The 17,735-nt window shown below is 69.0% G+C and carries 17 protein-coding genes; 7 read left to right on the top strand and 10 right to left on the bottom strand.

Annotation, left to right across the window (positions count from 1 at the left end):
• Positions 1-20: 20 nt before the first annotated feature.
• Positions 21-1,472, bottom strand: coding sequence for an NAD-dependent succinate-semialdehyde dehydrogenase (locus NP4_RS07725; RefSeq protein WP_067994141.1), 1,452 nt, complete (start codon positions 1,470-1,472; stop codon positions 21-23).
• Between the two features lie 150 nt (positions 1,473-1,622).
• On the opposite strand from NP4_RS07725, the gene pgi reads away from it, so the two are divergent.
• Positions 1,623-3,260, top strand: a complete 1,638-nt coding sequence (gene pgi / locus NP4_RS07720; protein ID WP_067994139.1) for a glucose-6-phosphate isomerase — start codon at positions 1,623-1,625, stop codon at positions 3,258-3,260.
• Between the two features lie 74 nt (positions 3,261-3,334).
• Here pgi and NP4_RS07715 read toward each other — a convergent pair whose 3' ends face one another.
• Positions 3,335-4,708 (bottom strand): DUF1731 domain-containing protein, encoded by a 1,374-nt coding sequence (locus tag NP4_RS07715; protein ID WP_082875651.1) that lies wholly within the window; start codon positions 4,706-4,708, stop codon positions 3,335-3,337.
• 128 nt (positions 4,709-4,836) lie between these two features.
• Here NP4_RS07715 and NP4_RS07710 point away from each other — a divergent pair, with 128 nt between their 5' ends.
• A complete protein-coding gene (locus NP4_RS07710; RefSeq protein ID WP_067994136.1) occupies positions 4,837-5,673 on the top strand; it encodes a heme-binding protein in 837 nt (278 codons plus the stop codon).
• Here the strand turns inward: NP4_RS07710 and NP4_RS07705 are convergent.
• Both NP4_RS07705 and NP4_RS07700 read right to left on the bottom strand, forming a co-directional pair.
• Positions 5,663-7,288: an acyl-CoA dehydrogenase family protein gene (locus NP4_RS07705; protein WP_067994134.1), complete on the bottom strand. Its 1,626-nt coding sequence runs from the start codon at positions 7,286-7,288 to the stop codon at positions 5,663-5,665. The two genes, NP4_RS07710 and NP4_RS07705, sit on opposite strands and share 11 nt — an antisense overlap.
• A 9-nt stretch (positions 7,289-7,297) precedes the next feature.
• Positions 7,298-7,894: a TetR/AcrR family transcriptional regulator gene (locus NP4_RS07700; protein WP_062509239.1), complete on the bottom strand. Its 597-nt coding sequence runs from the start codon at positions 7,892-7,894 to the stop codon at positions 7,298-7,300.
• 168 nt (positions 7,895-8,062) lie between these two features.
• On the opposite strand from NP4_RS07700, the gene NP4_RS07695 reads away from it, so the two are divergent.
• Both NP4_RS07695 and NP4_RS07690 read left to right on the top strand, forming a co-directional pair.
• A complete protein-coding gene (locus tag NP4_RS07695) occupies positions 8,063-8,830 on the top strand; it encodes a crotonase/enoyl-CoA hydratase family protein (protein WP_067994132.1) in 768 nt (255 codons plus the stop codon).
• A 2-nt stretch (positions 8,831-8,832) separates the two neighbouring features.
• Positions 8,833-10,077, top strand: a complete 1,245-nt coding sequence (locus NP4_RS07690) for a hypothetical protein (RefSeq protein ID WP_307596592.1) — start codon at positions 8,833-8,835, stop codon at positions 10,075-10,077.
• 3 nt (positions 10,078-10,080) lie between these two features.
• On the opposite strand, the gene NP4_RS07685 is transcribed toward NP4_RS07690, so the two are convergent.
• Positions 10,081-10,458: a PLD nuclease N-terminal domain-containing protein gene (locus tag NP4_RS07685; RefSeq protein WP_067994815.1), complete on the bottom strand. Its 378-nt coding sequence runs from the start codon at positions 10,456-10,458 to the stop codon at positions 10,081-10,083.
• A 46-nt stretch (positions 10,459-10,504) separates the two neighbouring features.
• A complete protein-coding gene (locus NP4_RS07680) occupies positions 10,505-11,215 on the bottom strand; it encodes a pyridoxamine 5'-phosphate oxidase family protein (RefSeq protein WP_067994812.1) in 711 nt (236 codons plus the stop codon).
• A 71-nt stretch (positions 11,216-11,286) separates the two neighbouring features.
• Between NP4_RS07680 and pdxR the strand changes: the two genes are divergently transcribed.
• On the top strand, positions 11,287-12,696 hold the full coding sequence (gene pdxR, locus NP4_RS07675; RefSeq protein ID WP_067994130.1) for a MocR-like pyridoxine biosynthesis transcription factor PdxR: 1,410 nt from the start codon (positions 11,287-11,289) through the stop codon (positions 12,694-12,696).
• Here the strand turns inward: pdxR and NP4_RS07670 are convergent.
• Complete coding sequence (locus NP4_RS07670; RefSeq protein WP_169813685.1) at positions 12,672-13,472, bottom strand: lipase family protein; 801 nt, start codon at positions 13,470-13,472, stop codon at positions 12,672-12,674. The two genes, pdxR and NP4_RS07670, sit on opposite strands and share 25 nt — an antisense overlap.
• A complete protein-coding gene (locus NP4_RS41565; RefSeq protein ID WP_169813684.1) occupies positions 13,472-13,879 on the bottom strand; it encodes a hypothetical protein in 408 nt (135 codons plus the stop codon). The genes NP4_RS07670 and NP4_RS41565 overlap by 1 nt, the downstream gene beginning before the upstream one ends.
• A 183-nt stretch (positions 13,880-14,062) precedes the next feature.
• Here NP4_RS41565 and NP4_RS07660 point away from each other — a divergent pair, with 183 nt between their 5' ends.
• Both NP4_RS07660 and NP4_RS07655 read left to right on the top strand, forming a co-directional pair.
• Positions 14,063-14,308, top strand: coding sequence for a DUF2630 family protein (locus tag NP4_RS07660; protein ID WP_067994809.1), 246 nt, complete (start codon positions 14,063-14,065; stop codon positions 14,306-14,308).
• A 16-nt stretch (positions 14,309-14,324) separates the two neighbouring features.
• The gene (locus NP4_RS07655; RefSeq protein ID WP_067994121.1) at positions 14,325-15,827 is read left to right on the top strand and encodes a carboxylesterase/lipase family protein; all 1,503 of its coding nucleotides are present in this window, start codon (positions 14,325-14,327) and stop codon (positions 15,825-15,827) included.
• 127 nt (positions 15,828-15,954) lie between these two features.
• Here the strand turns inward: NP4_RS07655 and NP4_RS07650 are convergent, their stop codons facing one another.
• Positions 15,955-16,821: an Fpg/Nei family DNA glycosylase gene (locus tag NP4_RS07650; RefSeq protein WP_067994119.1), complete on the bottom strand. Its 867-nt coding sequence runs from the start codon at positions 16,819-16,821 to the stop codon at positions 15,955-15,957.
• A 9-nt stretch (positions 16,822-16,830) separates the two neighbouring features.
• Positions 16,831-17,721 carry a COX15/CtaA family protein gene (locus tag NP4_RS07645; protein WP_067994116.1) on the bottom strand — a complete coding sequence of 297 codons (891 nt, stop codon included), beginning with the start codon at positions 17,719-17,721 and terminating at the stop codon, positions 16,831-16,833.
• Positions 17,722-17,735: the final 14 nt, after the last annotated feature.

The following is a 17,735-nucleotide window of genomic DNA, read 5'->3' as shown; positions in this document are numbered from 1 at the left end:
GGCCCCATCACGACGCGCTGCTACTGCAGGGCAATGTACTTCGTGGACAGATACTCCTCGATGCCCTCGAAGCCGCCCTCGCGGCCGAAGCCGGATTCCTTGACGCCGCCGAAGGGGGCGGCCGGATCGGAGATGACGCCTCGGTTGACGCCCACCATGCCGCTTTCCAGGCCCTCGGCGACGCGCAGGGCGCGGTTCAGGTCGCGGGTGTAAATGTATGCGACCAAACCGAATTCGGTGTCGTTGGCGGCGGCCAGGCCCTGTTCCTCGGTATCGAAGCCGATGACGGGGGCGACGGGGCCGAAGACCTCCTCGCTCAGGATGCGCGCGCCCTCGGGCACATCGGACAGCAGGGTGGCCGGGTAGTAGTAGCCGGGGCCGCCGGGAGCCTTGCCGCCGAGGCGGACCTGGGCGCCCTTGGATACGGCGTCGTCGACCAGTTCGGAGACGGTGGTCAGCTGTTCCTCGTTGATCAAGGGCCCGAGGGTGGTCTCCGGATCGGCGCCCGCGCCGAGTTTGACCTCGCTCATGGCGGCGGCGAACTTCTCGATGAACTCCTCGCGCACCGAGTTGTGCACGTGGAAGCGGTTGGCCGCGGTGCAGGCCTCGCCGCCGTTGCGGAGTTTGGCGAGCATCGCGCCCTTGACGGCCTCGTCGATATCGGCATCGTCGAAGACCACGAAGGGGGCGTTGCCGCCGAGTTCCATGGAGGTGCGCAGCAGTTTGTTCGCCGACTTCTCGACCAGCTTCTTGCCGACGCCGGTCGATCCCGTGAAGGTGAGTTTGCGCAGCCGGGAGTCGTTGAGCAGCGGTTCGGTGACCGCGCCCGAATGGCTGCTGGTGATGACCGACAGCACGCCGTCGGGCAGTCCGGCCTCGCTGCACAGCTGCGCCAGCAGCAGCATGGTCAGCGGGGTGGCCGAGGCGGGTTTGACGATCATGGTGCAGCCCGCGGCCAGGGCCGGGCCGATCTTGCGGGTGCCCATGGCCAGCGGGAAGTTCCAGGGCGTGATGGCCAAACACGGGCCGACCGGCTGCTTGTGCACGATGATCCGGCCGGCGCCGGTGGGCGCGGTCTGATAGCGGCCGTGGATGCGCACGGCCTCCTCGCTGAACCAGCGGAAGAATTCCGCGCCGTAGCGCACCTCGTTGCGACTCTCCGGCAGCGCCTTACCCATCTCCAGGGTCATCAGCAGTGCGAAATCCTCGGTGCGCGCGATGATGCGCTCGTAGACCGCGCGCAGGATCTCGCCGCGTTCGCGGGCGGGCGTCGCGGCCCACGCGTCCTGCGCCGCCACGGCCGCGTCGAGGGCGCGCACGGCATCCTCGGGCGAGGCGTCGGCGACGTGCGTGAGCGGCTCGCCGGTGGCCGGATTCTCGACCGGGAAGGTGGCTCCGCCGGTGGCATCCACCGGCCCACCGATCCAGAGCTGCGTGGGTACGGACGCGAGAAGTTCACTTTCGGACACCATGGCTTCCACCCTAGGCCGGTCCCCCGCGCAGGGGTGGCGACAATCACCGCGAGACCGAAACGACTTCCGAACGGTCTGTAATCCCGGCCAACCGATACAGCCAGCGACATCACCTGCGCCCACACGAAACGGTCTGTAATCTCGGCGTACGTGAGCAGCGACATCACCGCGACGGCGGCCTGGCGGAAACTGCGGGATCACCATTCGGCGGTTGCCGACCGGCATCTTCGTGATCTGTTCGCCGAGGATCCCGAGCGCGGGCGCGAGTTGATCGTCGAGGTCGCGGATCTGCGGATCGACTACAGCAAGCATCGGATCACGCGGGAAACCCTCGATCTGCTGGTGCAACTGGCGGAGGCGGCCGATATCGCGGGTCGGCGCGATGCCATGTTCGGCGGCGAGCACATCAATACCTCGGAGGATCGCGCGGTCGGCCATGTGGCCCTGCGCCTGCCCGCGGATCGGTCCTCGACCATCGACGGCGCGGACGCGGGCGCCGAGGTGCACGAGGTGCTGCGGCGAATGGGCGAGTTCACCGACGCGCTGCGCTCGGGCCGATGGCGCGGCGCCACCGGCGAGCGGATCGCGACGGTGGTGAATATCGGCATCGGCGGCTCGGATCTGGGTCCGGTCATGGTGCATCAGGCCCTGCGGCACTATGCCGACGCGGGCGTCTCGGCGCGCTTCGTCTCCAATATCGACCCCGCCGATCTGACCGCGAAACTCGACGGCCTGGACCCGGCCAGCACCCTGTTCATCGTTGCGTCCAAGACGTTTTCCACCCTCGAAACGCTCACCAACGCCACCGCCGCGCGCCGCTGGCTGGTCGCCGCGCTGGGCGAGGAGGCCGTGGCCAAACACTTCGTCGCCGTGTCCACCAATGCCGAACGCGTCTCGGACTTCGGCATCGACACCGCCAATATGTTCGGCTTCTGGGATTGGGTAGGCGGCCGCTACTCGGTGGATTCGGCGATCGGCCTATCGGTCATGGCCACCATCGGCAAGGAGCGCTTCGCGGAATTCCTCGCCGGTATGCACGCCGTCGACGAACACTTCCGCACCGCGCCGCTGGCCGAGAACGCGCCCGTACTGCTCGGTCTGCTCGGAGTCTGGTACTCGAACTTCTTCCGCGCGGAATCCCGTGTGGTGCTGCCGTATTCGAACGATCTGGCTCGCTTCCCGGCCTATCTGCAGCAGCTGACGATGGAATCCAACGGCAAATCGGTGCGCGCCGACGGCACCCCGGTCACCACCTCGACCGGCGAGATCTTCTGGGGCGAACCGGGCACCAACGGCCAGCACGCCTTCTACCAGCTCCTACATCAGGGCACCCGGCTGATCCCGGCGGATTTCATCGGATTCGCCCGCCCCACCGACGATTTGGCCACGCGCGACGGCACGGGCAGCATGCACGACATCCTGATGAGCAACCTGTTCGCGCAGACCAAGGTGCTCGCCTTCGGCAAGACCGCCGAGGAGATCGCGGCCGAGGGTACCGATCCGAGGATCGTCCCGCACAAGGTCATGCCCGGAAACCGGCCCAGCACAGCGATTCTCGCCGAACAGCTCACCCCCTCGGTGGTCGGCCAGCTGATCGCCCTGTACGAACATCAGGTGTTCGTGGAGGGAACCGTCTGGGGCATCGACAGTTTCGATCAGTGGGGCGTGGAGCTGGGCAAGCAGCAGGCCCTCGCACTGGAACCGCTGCTGACCGCGGCGGAAGATCCACAGCCGCAATCGGATTCGTCCACCGACGCCCTGATCCGCTGGTACCGCGGCCACCGCTGAACCATGAGCGCGCTGGCCGGACACCTGCTGTGGTTCCTGCCGATGCCGTGGCTCGGCATGGTGCCGCGCGTAGCTCAGCCGATCAGATCGGTCAGCGCCTCGTCCAGCGTGGGATAACGGAATCGGAACCCGGTGTGCGGCAACACCTCCGAGGTGGCGTGTCGACCGGTGAGGCCGAGCGCCGGATCGCTGCGCAACACCACCGCGCCGATCCGCAGGAGCACCGCGGGCGTCGGCGGCGCGGGCGGCCGACGCAGATGCCGCCGCAGGGCCGCCATAAGTTCGCGGTTTCGCACCGGGAAATCCGTTGCGGCGACGAGGATTCCGTCCGGTATACGAGTATCGGGCTCCAGTCCGAGGGCGGCCCGCACCAGCGCGAGCCAGTCCTCGATATGGATCCAACTGAACCACTGATCCCCGCGCCCGACCCGGCCGCCGAGCCCGGCCCTGGTCAGCCCGCACAACCGTTTCAGCGCGGGCGCTTCGGGATCCAGCACGATCGAGGTGCGCAGAATCGTCGCGTGCGCGGTGTTCGCCCCGTCGAACGCCCGCTCCCACGGCTCGGCGACGCCGGTCATCTGCGGCAGCCCCACCGGCAGCGGAGTGGTTTCGGTGCAGCGCATTTCTCCGGCATCGGACCAGATGGCCGTGGTACTCGCCTGGATCCAGCGATCGATCGGACGATCCAGCGTGCGCGAGGCCGCGACCAGAGCGGCCGTGGAATCGACTCGGCTGTTCCGCAATTCGGCGATATTGCGTTCATTGGGTCGGCAGTCGACAAGTTTGCCCGCGAGATTGATCACCGCGATCGGCCCGGGCCCGCGCAGTGTCCGCACCCAGTCGCCGAGGCCGCGGCCGTCCCAACGCACCTGCGGGAACGGCAATTCCGGATCCGGACGCCGAGTCAGAATGGTGACCTCGTGGCCGCGGCAGCTGAGATCCGCCGCGATATGCCGCCCCAATGCCCCACTGCCACCGGCCAGTACGATCCGAAGCGCCGCCGGATCCGGGGTGAGTCCCGCCAGCCGGGCCAGTCGCGCGAATCGCATTCGCGCATCCGCGCGCAACCGGTCGCCGATGATCCGCCGGAACACGGCCGCCGACGGTCCGGTCAGACGCACTCGTTCGCTCAGCTCCGTACCGCCCGACACGGGTGTGAGCGTCCAGCGAATCTCCAAGACTCCCAACGGTTCCGGCTGCGATATCACCAGCTCACGGTTGGGGTCGAAGACGGTGATCACGAACGGCTCGGCCAGCCGTTCGTGCACGATGCCCGTCGCACCGCCCGGCACGTAATCCCCCAGCGTTCCCACCCCGGGCGTCGAGCGCAGCGCCACCGAGGCCACCGCCGGATTCCAGTCCGGCCATTGGACGAGATCCCCGAGAACTGTCCACACCCGCTCGGGCGGTAGAGCGATGAACTGCCGGTACGTCGTCGTACTTGCCATATTTCGATCAAACCCCCGCCCCGCGAGCATCGGAAGGGTGGGCTTGCTCACCGGCCGCTGGAATTGGGGGCGTGCCGACGACGCGCGACGCTGTGATCCTGACACTGAGGCTGTACTAGGGGGGAGATATGAGGACCCGTCTGCGGGCGGCCGCGCCCGCATTCCTTTCGACCGCCGATCTGGGCCCGCTGCAGGATCTGCCGGGCACCTGGATGGGTTCGGGTCTCAGCGTCGCGGAACTACCGGATCACCAGGGCCACGCGCCGTTTCGGCTGCGGGTCGACGCGACCCGGGAGATCCTGACCTTCACCGAGATCGGCGCGCCGATCTCGAACCGGGGCAACGGCCAAGGGGATATCGTGCTGCGCGGCCTGCACTATCTGCAGCAGGTCTGCGATGCCCGCACCAACGAAGCCCTGCACGTGGAGACCGGGATGTGGCTGTTCGTGCCGCCCACGACCGCGCCGATCGCGGTGGCCACGATCGTACGCACGGCCACCGTCCCGCACGGCGCGGCCCTGCTCGCACAGGGCACGCCGCTGCCGGATGTGGCGGGCGCGCCGGACATTCCACCGCTGGACACCACACCGATCGGATACACCTTCGGCGACGGCGACTTCCCGACGCCGGATGTTCAACTGCCGCCGGGCATTCCCGATCAGGCGCTCCGCGATCCGACGGTGCTGCTCACCGACGCGCTCAAGGAGCAAACGGTCATCCACACCACCACCCTGGACGTGCGCACCGGCCGCGACGACATCCGCGCCATCGGTTTCCTGGGCGCCAATGCCGCCGCGGCCAGATTCGAATCGACCTACTGGGTCGAAACGCTCAGCGGCATCGACGGTGTGGAAACGTTGCAGTTGCAGTACAGCCAGCAGACGACCCTGCGCTTCCCGTCCCGTTCGCGCCGCGAGCCGACCGACTGGCCGCATATCCAGGTCGCGACCCTGGTCAAGCAGTGACGTAGGCCCGCTCCAGAATCGCGGTGGTGTCCACGCCGGTCGGCAGCGTGCCGAAGGCGATACCCCAGTCGCCGCCGAATCTGGTGGCGCAGAACGCGTCCGCGACCGCCGCGTGGCCGTGGCGGACCAGTTGCGCGCCCTGCAGCACCAGCGCCATCAGCTCCACGACCCGGCGGGCGCGGTACTGGATATCGCTGAGATCGGTCAGCTCCTTGCCGATTCGATCGATGGCGTCGTCGAGGTGGTGGTTGGCCCCGCGCGCGAGCGAGACCTCGTTGAAGTACGCCTCGACCGTCTCCGGCTGACGGGCCATGGCGCGCAACGCGTCCAGGGCCGCGACATTGCCCGACCCCTCCCAGATCGACATCAGCGGCGCCTCGCGATACAGCCGCGGCATACCCGACTCCTCGACATATCCATTGCCGCCCAAACATTCCAGCGCCTCGGCCGCATGGGCGGGCGCGCGTTTGCACACCCAGTACTTGGTGACCGCGAGCGCGATGCGGCGCAGCGCGGCCTCGGCGGGATCGGTCGAGGCGCGATCGGTGGCGCCGGCAAGCCGCATCATGACCGTGGTCGCGGCGTCGGATTCGATCACCAGATCGGCGAGCACATTGCGCATGGCGGGCTGGTCGATCAGCTTGGCGCCGAACGCTTCTCGATGCCGGGCGTGATGGGCCGCGAACACCACGCCGGTCCGCATGCCGGTGGCCGAGCCGATCACGCAGTCCAGTCGCGTCATATTGACCATCTCGATGATGGTCTTCACACCCGCGCCCTCCGCGCCGACCAGCCAGCCGACCGCATTCTCGTATTCGATCTCCGAGGACGCGTTGGACTTGTTGCCGAGTTTGTCCTTGAGCCGCTGCAACCGCAGCGCATTGCGCGAACCGTCCGGCAGCACCCGGGGCAGCAGGAAACACGACAGCCCGCCCGGCGCCTGCGCGAGGGTGAGGAACATATCCGACATGGGCGCGGAGGTGAACCACTTGTGGCCGACCACGCGGTAGGTGCCGTCGGATTGCGGTGTGGCCGTGGTGGTATTGGCGCGAACATCCGAGCCGCCCTGCTTCTCGGTCATCGACATGCCCGCGATCAGACCGGCCTTCGACGACGGTTCGCGCAGGCCGTAGTCGTAGGTGCGCGCGGCCAACAGCGGTTCGAAGCGCGCGGACAGTTCACGGTTGTGTCGCAGCGCCGGAATCACCGCGTAGGTCATGGAGATCGGGCACATATGACCCGGATCGGCGATGCCCCAGGTGTAGAACTTGGCCGCCCGGGCGGTATGCGCGCCGGGCCGGTCCTCGACCCACGGGGAACCGTGCAGGCCGTGGGACACCGCGACCTCCATCAGCCGATGCCAGTAGGGGTGGAATTCCACCTCGTCGACGCGGTTTCCGTAGCGGTCGTGGGTGTGCAGCACCGGCGGGTTCTCATTGGCCACCCGGCCCCACTCCTGCGCCTCGGGACTGCCCGCGCGAGCGCCCAATTCGCGCACCTCGGCCTCGGCCCAGCCCGCGCCCTCCCGGTGCAGGCCCTCGATCAGGGCCGGATTGCGCGAGAAGTCGAACGGAGCGATATCGGGAACCTGATTGAAGACTTCGTGGGTGGGCATGCGGAGCTCCTATTCGTGCAGTCCCAGCGCGCGCAGGGCGAAGGCGACGAGTTCGGGCACCACCGATTCGCTCTGCAGCGCCTCGGCCAGCGGCCCGACCAGGACCTCACCGATGGCGCCGACCAGGGCGGTGGCGGTGGTGCGCGGATTCTGCGGTGGCAGTTGGCCGCTGGCCACGCCGGTGGCGATGGCGGCCTCGAAGGTTTCGGCGAAGGCGCGGCGGAAGCGCAGGCGTTCGGTGTCGACCGCCGCGTCCACCGGCTCGGCGAGCAGCACATATGCCAGTTTCGGATTCTTCAGGGCGCGGCCGGCGAAGGTCTCCACCGCGGCGGTGACCCGCGCCACGATGCCGCCCGCGCTGCCCGCCGCGGCGACCGCCGCCACCTCGCGGGTGACGACCGCGCGGAACACCGCCGTCACCAACTCGGCTTTACCACTGAAGTTCTTGTAGACCGTGCCGGTGGCCACTCCGGCCTCGGCCGCGACCGCGGCCATGGACAGCCCCGAAAACCCCTCGCGGGACAGCACCTTCATGGCGGCGTGCGTGATCGCGTCCGCCTGAGCGTCGAGCCGGGCCTGGACGGCCGGGGTTCTGCGGTAGGCCACGCAAGAAGTGAATCATGAATTCATTTCTTGACGCAAGGGTGGGTTTACGTCGTATGGTCGAGCGAACCGTAGCGACAGCCAGGGCAGGGGTATGAGCGGTCAAGGCCCGGAGGAGGCAGCTTGCGTAACCACGCACGACCTCCGATCATGCCCCGAGAGGACACTGTTATGAGCGTACGAATCGAGCGGAACGGTCCCGTACTCACCGTCGTCCTGGATCGGCCGCAGGCGCGCAATGCCGTCGACGGACCGACCGCGGCGGCCCTGGCCGACGCCTTCCGCGAATTCGACGCCGATCCACAGGCCGCGGTGGCCGTGCTGTGGGGCGCGGGAGGTACCTTCTGCGCCGGGGCGGATCTGAAATCGCTTGGCACACAACGCTCCAACCAAGTGACCGAGGACGGCGACGGACCCATGGGCCCGACCCGCATGCAGCTGTCCAAGCCGGTGATCGCGGCGGTATCCGGCTACGCGGTGGCCGGGGGGTTGGAGCTGGCGCTGTGGTGCGATCTGCGCGTCGCCGAACAGGACGCCACCTTCGGCGTGTTCTGCCGACGCTGGGGCGTGCCGCTGATCGACGGCGGCACCGTGCGGCTGCCGCGCATCGTCGGCGCGGGCCGGGCCATGGATATGATCCTCACCGGCCGTGCGGTCGGCGCACCCGAGGCGCTGCAGATGGGCCTGGTCAATCGCGTGGTGCCGCCGGGCGAATCCCGCAGTGCCGCAGAGGCTCTCGCGGGCGAGCTGGCCGCACTCCCGCAGACCTGCCTGCGCTCGGACCGATCCTCGGCGCTCGAGCAGTGGGGTCTGGACGAGCGCGCGGCGATCGGCAACGAGCTGCGCCACGGCATGACCGCACTGTCGGACGCGAACGGCGCGCTCGCCGGGGCGCAGCGCTTCGCCTCGGGTGCGGGACGACACGGACGATCCGCCTGACCGTGGCGAATACCTCATCCTCGGGCCGGTTGAGCGTCGTCGACGAGATCTTCCTGCGCACCCATCGGGGTATGGGCACACCGATCGCCCTGCAGGGGCTGTGGCGCACGGCCGGGCGGGTGGAGCCGGAGTTGTTGCGGCAGGTGCATTCCGCGCTGCGGGTGGGCTCGCTGGGCAGGCGGGTCGTGCGGCCCGCCGTCCCGGGTGCGCGCCGGTACTGGCGGGCCAATGATCGCGCCCATCCGCTGCGGATCGAAGCGCGGCCGATCTCCTCGGATGCGCTGTGGGAGTGGGCCGATGCGCAGGGCTTCGACCTGGATCCGGAGTTCGGGCCCGGCTGGCGACTGTCCGCGGCGCAACTCGAGGACCGCGGTTCGGTTGTGTCGCTGACGTGTTCGCACGTCCTGGCCGATGGACGGGGGCTGGTAATCGCCGTCGACCGCGCGCTGAGCGGCAGGCCCGATGCCAAACCCCTTGCGATCCAGTCCGATTGGTCCGACGCCCGTCGACAGTTGTCGACGGTGTTCGGCGGGACCGCCCAGGCGCTGCGCCGCGGCGTCCCCGGGCGTCCGGCCGTCGCGGCCGCGCGCACCGACTCCGACGCGACCACACACAGCGCGGTATTACGGATACCGGCCGCGGACTGGGAGCTGACCGCCGCCGCGCGCGGCGCAACACCCAACAGCCTGTTCGTCTACGTAACCGCGAAACTGCTGTGGGACAGCGGTTTCGATCGGGACACGCTCGGCGCGAGTCTGCCGGTCGACACCCGCGCCGAAGCCCGGGTGGACAACGACATGTCGATGACCGAGATCACCGTCGAGCGCACCGACACTCCCGCCATGATCCGCGAAAAGTGCCGCGCCGCATACGAACACCGCATGACCAGTCCGGGCGGCCTACCCGAGGAGATTCTGCAGCTCGTCCCCGATCGCCTGGCCCATCGACTGTCCCGGGGCGCGGGTGAGCGAGATATCCTGTGCTCCAATATCGGTCCGCTACCCCCGGCACTGTCGCAACTGGGTCCGCATCGCTGCACCGGCGTGGCAGCGCGGGCCATCCATCCCGGCCTGACCGCGGCGAATCTGCCCCGCACCCGACTGTCGGCCTACCTCTCACGCACCGCGCAGACCTATACGCTGGCGCTGGTCAGCCTCGACCCGCGACGCGTGCGCTCGCACGCCGCACTGGCCGAACTGGCGACATCGGTCCTGGACAGGCTGGATGTGCCGAGCGCGGCCTGGTGAGCGTCAGAGTTCCCCGGCCTCGCGGCGACGGTCCAGTTCGGCCTGCCGCGCCTCCTCCTGACGACGAGCCTCCCGGCGCTGGGATTCGGCGCGCTCGCGCACCCGGCGCAGGAATTCCTCGTCGTCCTCGGGGTTCTGCGCGACATAGCGGCCCGGGCGGTCGTATTCGGGGAAGCCGGGAGCCGTCGACCGGGTGGTGACGGTGACCGGACGACCCAGCAGCAGCCACAGAATGGCCCCGACCGTCGGAACCACGATCACGATCAGCAGCCACAACCCCTTGGGCGCGTGCCGGATCTCCGACTCCGGACTCGTGATCACATCGATCAGGCAGTACACCCAGAGAACCAGGGTGATCAGACCAACAACGGCGTACGGCACGCAGGCCACCTCCTCGGCGCCGCGGAATTGTCCCCCCGCAGGCAGATCAGCTCGAACGGCCCCTTACGCCGACCGGGACCGTGTCATCGACCGAGACACGGTCGCTGACGTAGTCCGGGATGTCAATACCGGGGTCGAGATCGGCGTTGGAGCGCGGAGCGTCGAAGACCTGACGGATCGGCAGCACGCCCGCCCAGACCCCGTTGTGCAGGTCCTCCACATCGTCGCCGCTGTCGCCGGCGCGGGTCTTCACCGACGCCTCGGTGAGGTCCAGGGCCAGCACGCGGGTGGCCGCCATCTCCTTCTTGTTGGGCGGGCGCACGACGTCCCACGCGCCGGGTGCGTTGTGGTCCATGATCACCCGCAGCGCGTGCAGGCGTTCCTCGGAGTCGGTGAGCTCGACGGGACGACCGTGAATGACCGCCGAACGGTAGTTCATCGAGAAGTTCATGGCCGAGCGCGCGTAGACGATGCCGTCGACCAGCGTGACCGACACCGAGACATCGCCGCTCATCGCCGCCCGCATATTGCCCGATCCGGTGGAACCGTGCAGGTAGAGGGTGTCGCCGTCGCGGCCGTAGATGGTCGGCAGCACGACGGGCGTGCCATGCATCACCACCGCGACATGGCAGAGCAGACCGGCGTCGAGGACGGCGTCCAGATCGGCGCGATCGGCGGCTGCCCGCTCGCGGTAGCGGGTCAGGGTGCTGCGCGGCGAGGGCGAGAGCGGGGTCCGGGCGATAACTGACTCGGTCATGAGATCAGATTCGTGGAAGGAATGGCATTCTTGAATGGCCAATTCGCCGAAATTTCGAAAGACCACTTCCGATGAACGACGCCCTGGACGAACTTCCGCTGTCGGTCGACCGCCGGGCGACCACACCGCTCGCGGTCCAGGTTGCCGACGGTCTGCGCACCGCCGCGACCGCGGGGCGACTGCGCGCGGGCGACCGGCTGCCGTCCTCGCGCGCGCTCGCGACCCGGCTGGGGGTGAGCCGCACCGTGATCACCGCGGCGTACGACCAGTTGCACGCCGAGGGCTGGCTGTCGGGCAGGCATGGTTCGGGTACCTATCTGAGCGCCTCGCCCGCCCCGCGACCCGAACGCCATCCGATCGCCGCGGAACCGGATCCCGAGGACACTCACCTCGATCTCGCGGCGGGCGCGCCCTGCGTCGAGGCGATCGACCGCGCGGCCTGGCGTCGCGCATGGCGGGCAGCGGGTGATCGAATTCCCCTGGCGCGCAGGGACAGAGCGGGCGATGCGGAGTATCGGGTCGCGATCGCCGAGCAGCTGCTGCGCCACCGCGGTCTCGGCGCGGGTAGCGATACCGTGGTGTTGGCGACCAGCGGCGCCAGCGATGCGGTGGGCGAGTTGGCGGCGGCTGTGCTGCGCCCCGGGGCCACGGTCGCGATGGAGGATCCCGGCTATCAGCGGGCGGTCGGGGCGTTCCGGGCGGCCGGTGTGCGGGTGCTGCCGGTGCCCGTGGACGGCGACGGGCTGCGGGTCGACGCCGTTCCGGCGGGGGTCGATGCCGTGTATTGCACTCCGGCACACCAGTTTCCGCTCGGCGCGCGCATGCCCGCGGCGCGGCGGGTAGCGCTGATCGAATTCGCTCGGCGCACCGGCGCATTGGTGATCGAGGACGATTACGACGGCGAATTGCGTTACGACACAGCACCGTTGCCACTGCTGGCCACCTTGGGGCCCGATGTCGTGGTCCATCTGGGCACCACCTCGAAGATCCTCTCGCCCGTGCTGGGCATCGGCTGGCTGGTGGGTCCGCCACGGATCGCCGAGGCGGTGCTGGCCTATCGCGAGTTCACCGGCACCGGACCGGCCACGACCGGTCAGCATGTGGTGGTCGAACTGGCCCGCCACAGCGATCTGGCCCGGCATCTGCGGCGGCTGCGTCGGGAAATGCCGCCGCGGCGGGCGATCGTTGTCGACGAATTGCGCTGTCGCGGTTTCGATGTGGTCGGCGACGACGCCGGGAGCCATGTGGTCGCGCCGCTGCCGTCCGCACTCGCCGAGCGCCGGGTGATCGCCGCCGCGTGGCGGCGCGGCGTACTGCTCGAGGGCCTGAGCCGCCATCACATCGGGCCGCAGCACACCTTCGGGATCCCGCTCGGCTACGCCGCGGTGGCCCGCGAGGATCTGCCCGCGGCCGTGCGCGTCGTCGCGGAGTGCCTGGTCCGCGCCGGGCACGCGGGTCAGGAGTCGGCCGGGATCGGCTGACCGGCAAAGCGATTCGCGAGATAGTCGAGGCCGGACTCCAGGGCGACGACCGCGCCGGCGGCGTGGTCGAACAGCGCACCGGCCGGGGTCACCGGGCCCGGGACCTCGCGATAGGTCACCCGTGCGCCGCGAGCGCGCCACTGCACCACCAGATCTCGCGCCTGCGCGGGCGAAATGATTTGATCGGCGGCGTATTCCGCGGCGAAGACCGGGACCGTGGGCGCGGCGCCGCCCAGATTCTGTTCGGCCAGCAGCGAGGCGAACGGCTCCTCGCGGAAATGCTCCTTCAGCGTCCGGCCGTCGGCGGTCAGCGTGCGGGTGGGGATCAGGGAGTAGCGGGCCACGCTTTCGGCCTGGCACTGCCCGCGCGTCTCGTCGAGGATTCGGCGGCCCGCGTCGTTGAGGATGGATCTGATGCGTTCGGCTCGATCGGGATACGCGGCGATGAGGCCGTTCATTTCGTAGACGGCGTCGTAACCCAGATTGTCGTCGCGCGCCCAGATGTTGTCGAAGGTGGCGGCGACGCTGTTCAGCGGTTCGCCGACGACCGCGCCGACGACGTTCAGGCCGTTCAGATAGTCGGGCCGTTCGATCGCACCGGCCACGCCCTCCGCGCCGTAGGCGGATCCGGCCAGGCCGATCGGGGTGTCCGGGCCGAGACCGGCCTCCGGCACCCGCAGCGCGGCGCGGGCGGCGTCGGCGACGGCGTAGGACTGGTCCACCCGATTTATGTAGGTGTGCGCGCGATTGGCGCCCAGACCCAGCCAGTCGGTCATCACCACCGCCCACCCGCGCTGGAGAAGCGGTGCGAGAAGGGGGTTTCGTAGGCGATGCCGTTCTGCAGGTTGATCGAGGTGGCGCAGTCGCGCGACAGGCCCTGGGTCGCCGACGCGGCGTCGACCAGCGGCCGCGGGCCGGGGCCGGGCCACGGCGTCGCCGGTAGCAGCAGCGTGCCCGACACCGGCACTCGCTCGCCGCGGGAATCGCTGCTGGCGTAGAGGATTCGCCAGGCCCGGACCGGCATGGGCAGCCGGGCGATCGGGTCCAGTGCCACGGTCATCGGTTCGGCTCGGATCAGCTCGCCGGACTCGCCCGCGGGCAGTACGGACGGGGTGTCGTAGAACGCCGGTGGTTCGGCCGTGGCCGTTCCGGTTCCGACAGCGAAAAGACCTATCACTCCCATCAATGCGAATCGACATTTATGCATTCGCGCAGAATAGGCGCGTTCGGAATTCCTCCGGGGCTTTCGTAACGGCACATTAACCATGCTGTGCGACGGATCACCAGGGATGGTGAATATCGCGCCGCGGACCGTCCTGATCACGTCATCGGTGATTCGGCGGAGATCGGCCGTAGCATGGACCGCATGACCGAACAGGACATTCTGGCGCGCATCAAGGACCTGGTGGATCAGGAGCACGAGTTGCGGTCCAAGACCGTGGACAAGGAGTTGGATCCGGAGCTCGAGCGTCAGCGGCTGGCCGATCTCGAGGTGATGCTGGATCAGTGCTGGGATCTGCTGCGGCAGCGCCGGGCGCGCATCGATCAGGGCGCCGATCCCGATGAGGCACAGGTCAACTCGGCCAAGCAGGTCGAGGGCTACCTGCAGTGAGGTCTACCATTCGTAGATGGTAGAAGTTACGACCGCCGACGGCGTGGTCCGCGGTCATCGCGGCCGCCGTACGCTGCGCTGGCGCTCGATCCCGTATGCCGCGCCCCCGGTCGGTGACCTGCGTTTTCGCGCACCGCAGCCGGTGCGGCCCTGGTCCGAAGTGCGGGATGCCACCCGTTTCGGGCTCGCCGCGATGCAGCATCGCACCGGCGCGCGGATCGGTCCGCGCAATATTCAGCCGACCGGCGAGGACTGCCTGACGCTGAATGTGACCGCACCGGTCACGCCGTCGGCGGCATTGCGGCCGGTGCTGGTGTTCATCCACGGCGGCGGCTATGTCATCGGCACCTCGGCGCTGTCGCTGTATTCCGGATCCCGGCTGGCCGAGCGCGGCGATGTGGTCGTGGTGTCGATGAACTATCGGCTGGGCGCTTTCGGGTACGTCGATTTCAGTGAATTCTCCAGTCCGGAACGCCCCTTCGAATCGAATCTGGGACTGCGCGATCAGGTGGCCGCATTGCGGTGGGTGCAACGCAATATCGCGGCCTTCGGCGGGGATCCGGACAATGTCACGATTTTCGGTGAATCGGCGGGCGCGCATGCGGTGGTGTCGCTGTTGGCGACGCCCGCGGCCGCCGGGCTGTTCCAGCGCGGCATCGCGCAGAGCGCGCCCGCGGACTGGGCCGTCGAGGCGGGTGAGGCGCGTGCGTTCGCGCGGCGCTGCCTGGAGAATCTCGGCGCCACTACGCAAAACGCCGCCGAGGCGCTGACCACGGCCGGGCCCAACGATATTCGCAAGGCCGTGGATCGGGCGATCGCCTCGGCGCTGTGGCGTCAGCCCGGGAGTTTTCCGGCGGCGCCGGTCGTGGACGGCGATTATCTGCCGCGGGCGCCGCTCGATGCGATCGTCGACGGCAGCGCCCACGCGGCGCCGTTGATCATCGGCACCAATCGCGACGAGGCGACGCTGTTCGCCCGCTTCGATCGCACCCTGCCGACCACTCCCGAACAGTTGCACCGCGCCCTGGCCCGCTGCGGCGAGGACGTCGAATCACGGGTCGTGGCAGCCTATCCCGGCTATCCGGCGGCGCGGGTGGCGATCCGGATGGGCGGCGATTTCGTCTTCTGGCGTCCCACGATCGCCCTGGCCGACGGCCACAGCCGCTACGCCCCGACCTACGTCTACCGTTTCGACTACGCGCCCCGCGCCGTCCGCCTGGCGGGCTTCGGCGCGACCCACGCCTTCGACCTCATCCCGGTCTTCGGCGGCGTCGACTCCCCCATCGGCCGCTCACTGACCGTGGCGGGCGGCTACCGCGGCTTCCTCTCCGTCCAACACGAATTCCAAGACAACTGGCTGAGTTTCGCTCGCACCGGCCACCCCCTCGACTCCTGGCCGCGCTACACCGAACAACGCCGCAGCACCAAGATAATCACCCACCCCACCCGCATAGAAGTAGACCCCGACCACACCAAACGCCTTGCCTGGGAAGGCATCCGAGTCCCGGCACTGGGCTGACCCCGTGCCGACGGGAGCCGGGCCCCAGATGGTCGCTTCGCCACCGCGAACCGACGCGGGTGCATCTGGGTCCCGGCTTCCGACCGACCACCGGAGAACCGCCCAGGTTCTCCCGCGAGTGGTGGGGCTACTTCAGGAGGCGGGACATGCGGCGGTCGGCGAGGATTTTGCCGCCCGTTTGGCAGGTGGGGCAGTACTGGAAGGACTTGTCGGCGTAGGCGACTTCTCGGACGGTGTCGCCGCAGACCGGGCAGGGGAGGCCGGTGCGGGCGTGAACCTGGAGGCCGGAGCGCTTTTCGCCCTTGAGGCGGGCGGCGTCTTGGCCCACCGAGCGGGTGACCGCGTCGGTGAGGATGGTGCGCATCGCGGTGTAGAGCTGGGTGATCTTGTCTTCGCTCAGGCTCGAGGCGGTTGCGAAGGGGGACAGCTTCGCGGCGTGCAGGATCTCGTCGGAGTAGGCGTTGCCGATGCCCGCGAGCAGGGCCTGGTCGGTGAGGGCGGTCTTGAGTCGCTGCGAGGTGGCGTGCAGCAGTTCGGCGAACTGTTGCTCGTCGATCTCGAGGGCATCGGGCCCCAGCCGAGCGATGCCGGGAACCATGTGCGGATCCTCGACAACCCACACCGCGAGCCGCTTCTTGGTGCCCGCCTCGGTCAGATCGAAGGCGGGCGTCGCACCCTCGGGAGTGAAGAAATGCACCCGCAGCGCGAGCGGCCCCTTACCGGGTTTGGGCGGCGCGGCACTCGGCTCGTCGAGCCAGCGCAACCAACCCCCGCGCGACAGATGCGTGATCAACCACAGCCCGTCGCACTGCAATCCCAGATGCTTCCCCCAGTGCCCGGCCCCGGTGACGTCACGACCGGACAGCGCGGTAACCGGCGGATCGAATGTCTTCAGCACGCTCAGCGCCGCGACATCGACCCGCCCGACGACCGCGCCCACCGCATGCTCGGCGAGGAACCGCTCGAGCGCCGTGATCTCCGGTAACTCGGGCACGATCGCAGCCTACCGGCCCGCACCGACACGCACCGGTTCGTTGGTATCCAGATACAGTCGCACCGCGCCGATCCACAGCAGCGCCGACACCGCGACGTGGGCGAAGACCAGCGGTCCGGGCAGATGCGCGAAGGCCTGCACGACGCCGAGGCCGCCCTGGCCGGCCAGTACCAGGACCAGGATCGTGGCGCGCTCCCGCACGGCCGTACCCGGCTCGGCGGCGTATCGCATGGCCAGGACCGTGCCGAGAACCAGTGCCGCGAGCAGTCCGTGCGCGACGACGGTCGCGGTCCACGGCAACGGCATTCGGGTGACCCGCGCCGAATCCCCGGCGTGCGGCCCGGTTCCCGTGACCACCGCTCCCACCATGGTCAGCGCGGCCGTGGCGGCGATCAGCACTCGCCCCAGCGCTCGCAGCCGCGTGGAAACGGCCGCGCCGCCGGGCGTATCGAGGCGCAGCACCCGATCCCAGGTCACCGTCGCCGCCGTCAGCAGCAGGACCGCGGCGAGAAAATGCGCGGCCACGACATACGGACTCAATCGCGCCAGCACGGTCACACCACCCACCACCGCATTGAGCCCGACGATCCCGACCTGCACCCACACCCACCGCACCACCTCGGGCACGGGCCGCACCTGCCACCGCGCGACGACGAACAACAGCCCCACGATCACGCACAACCCCGTGGTCACCAGCCGATTCGCGAATTCGATGACGCCGTGGCGACCCGTCTCCGCGGTCGCCCCGAACGAATCGGCGGTACACCGCGGCCATTCCGGACAGCCCAGCCCGGACCCGGTGACCCGCACCAGCACACCACCCACGACGATCAACACCCCCGCCACGAGCGCGGCGAAAGCCAACCACCGCAGCGCCTTACGCCCGAATCGCACGCTCACCCCTCCCGGCTTAC

The sequence above is a fragment of the Nocardia pseudobrasiliensis NBRC 108224 genome (assembly GCF_001613105.1).
In the GTDB taxonomy this organism is placed as follows: Bacteria; Actinomycetota; Actinomycetes; order Mycobacteriales; family Mycobacteriaceae; genus Nocardia; species Nocardia pseudobrasiliensis.
Note: the sequence above shows the minus strand (reverse complement) of the source record. Positions and strands in the feature narration are given on the sequence as shown.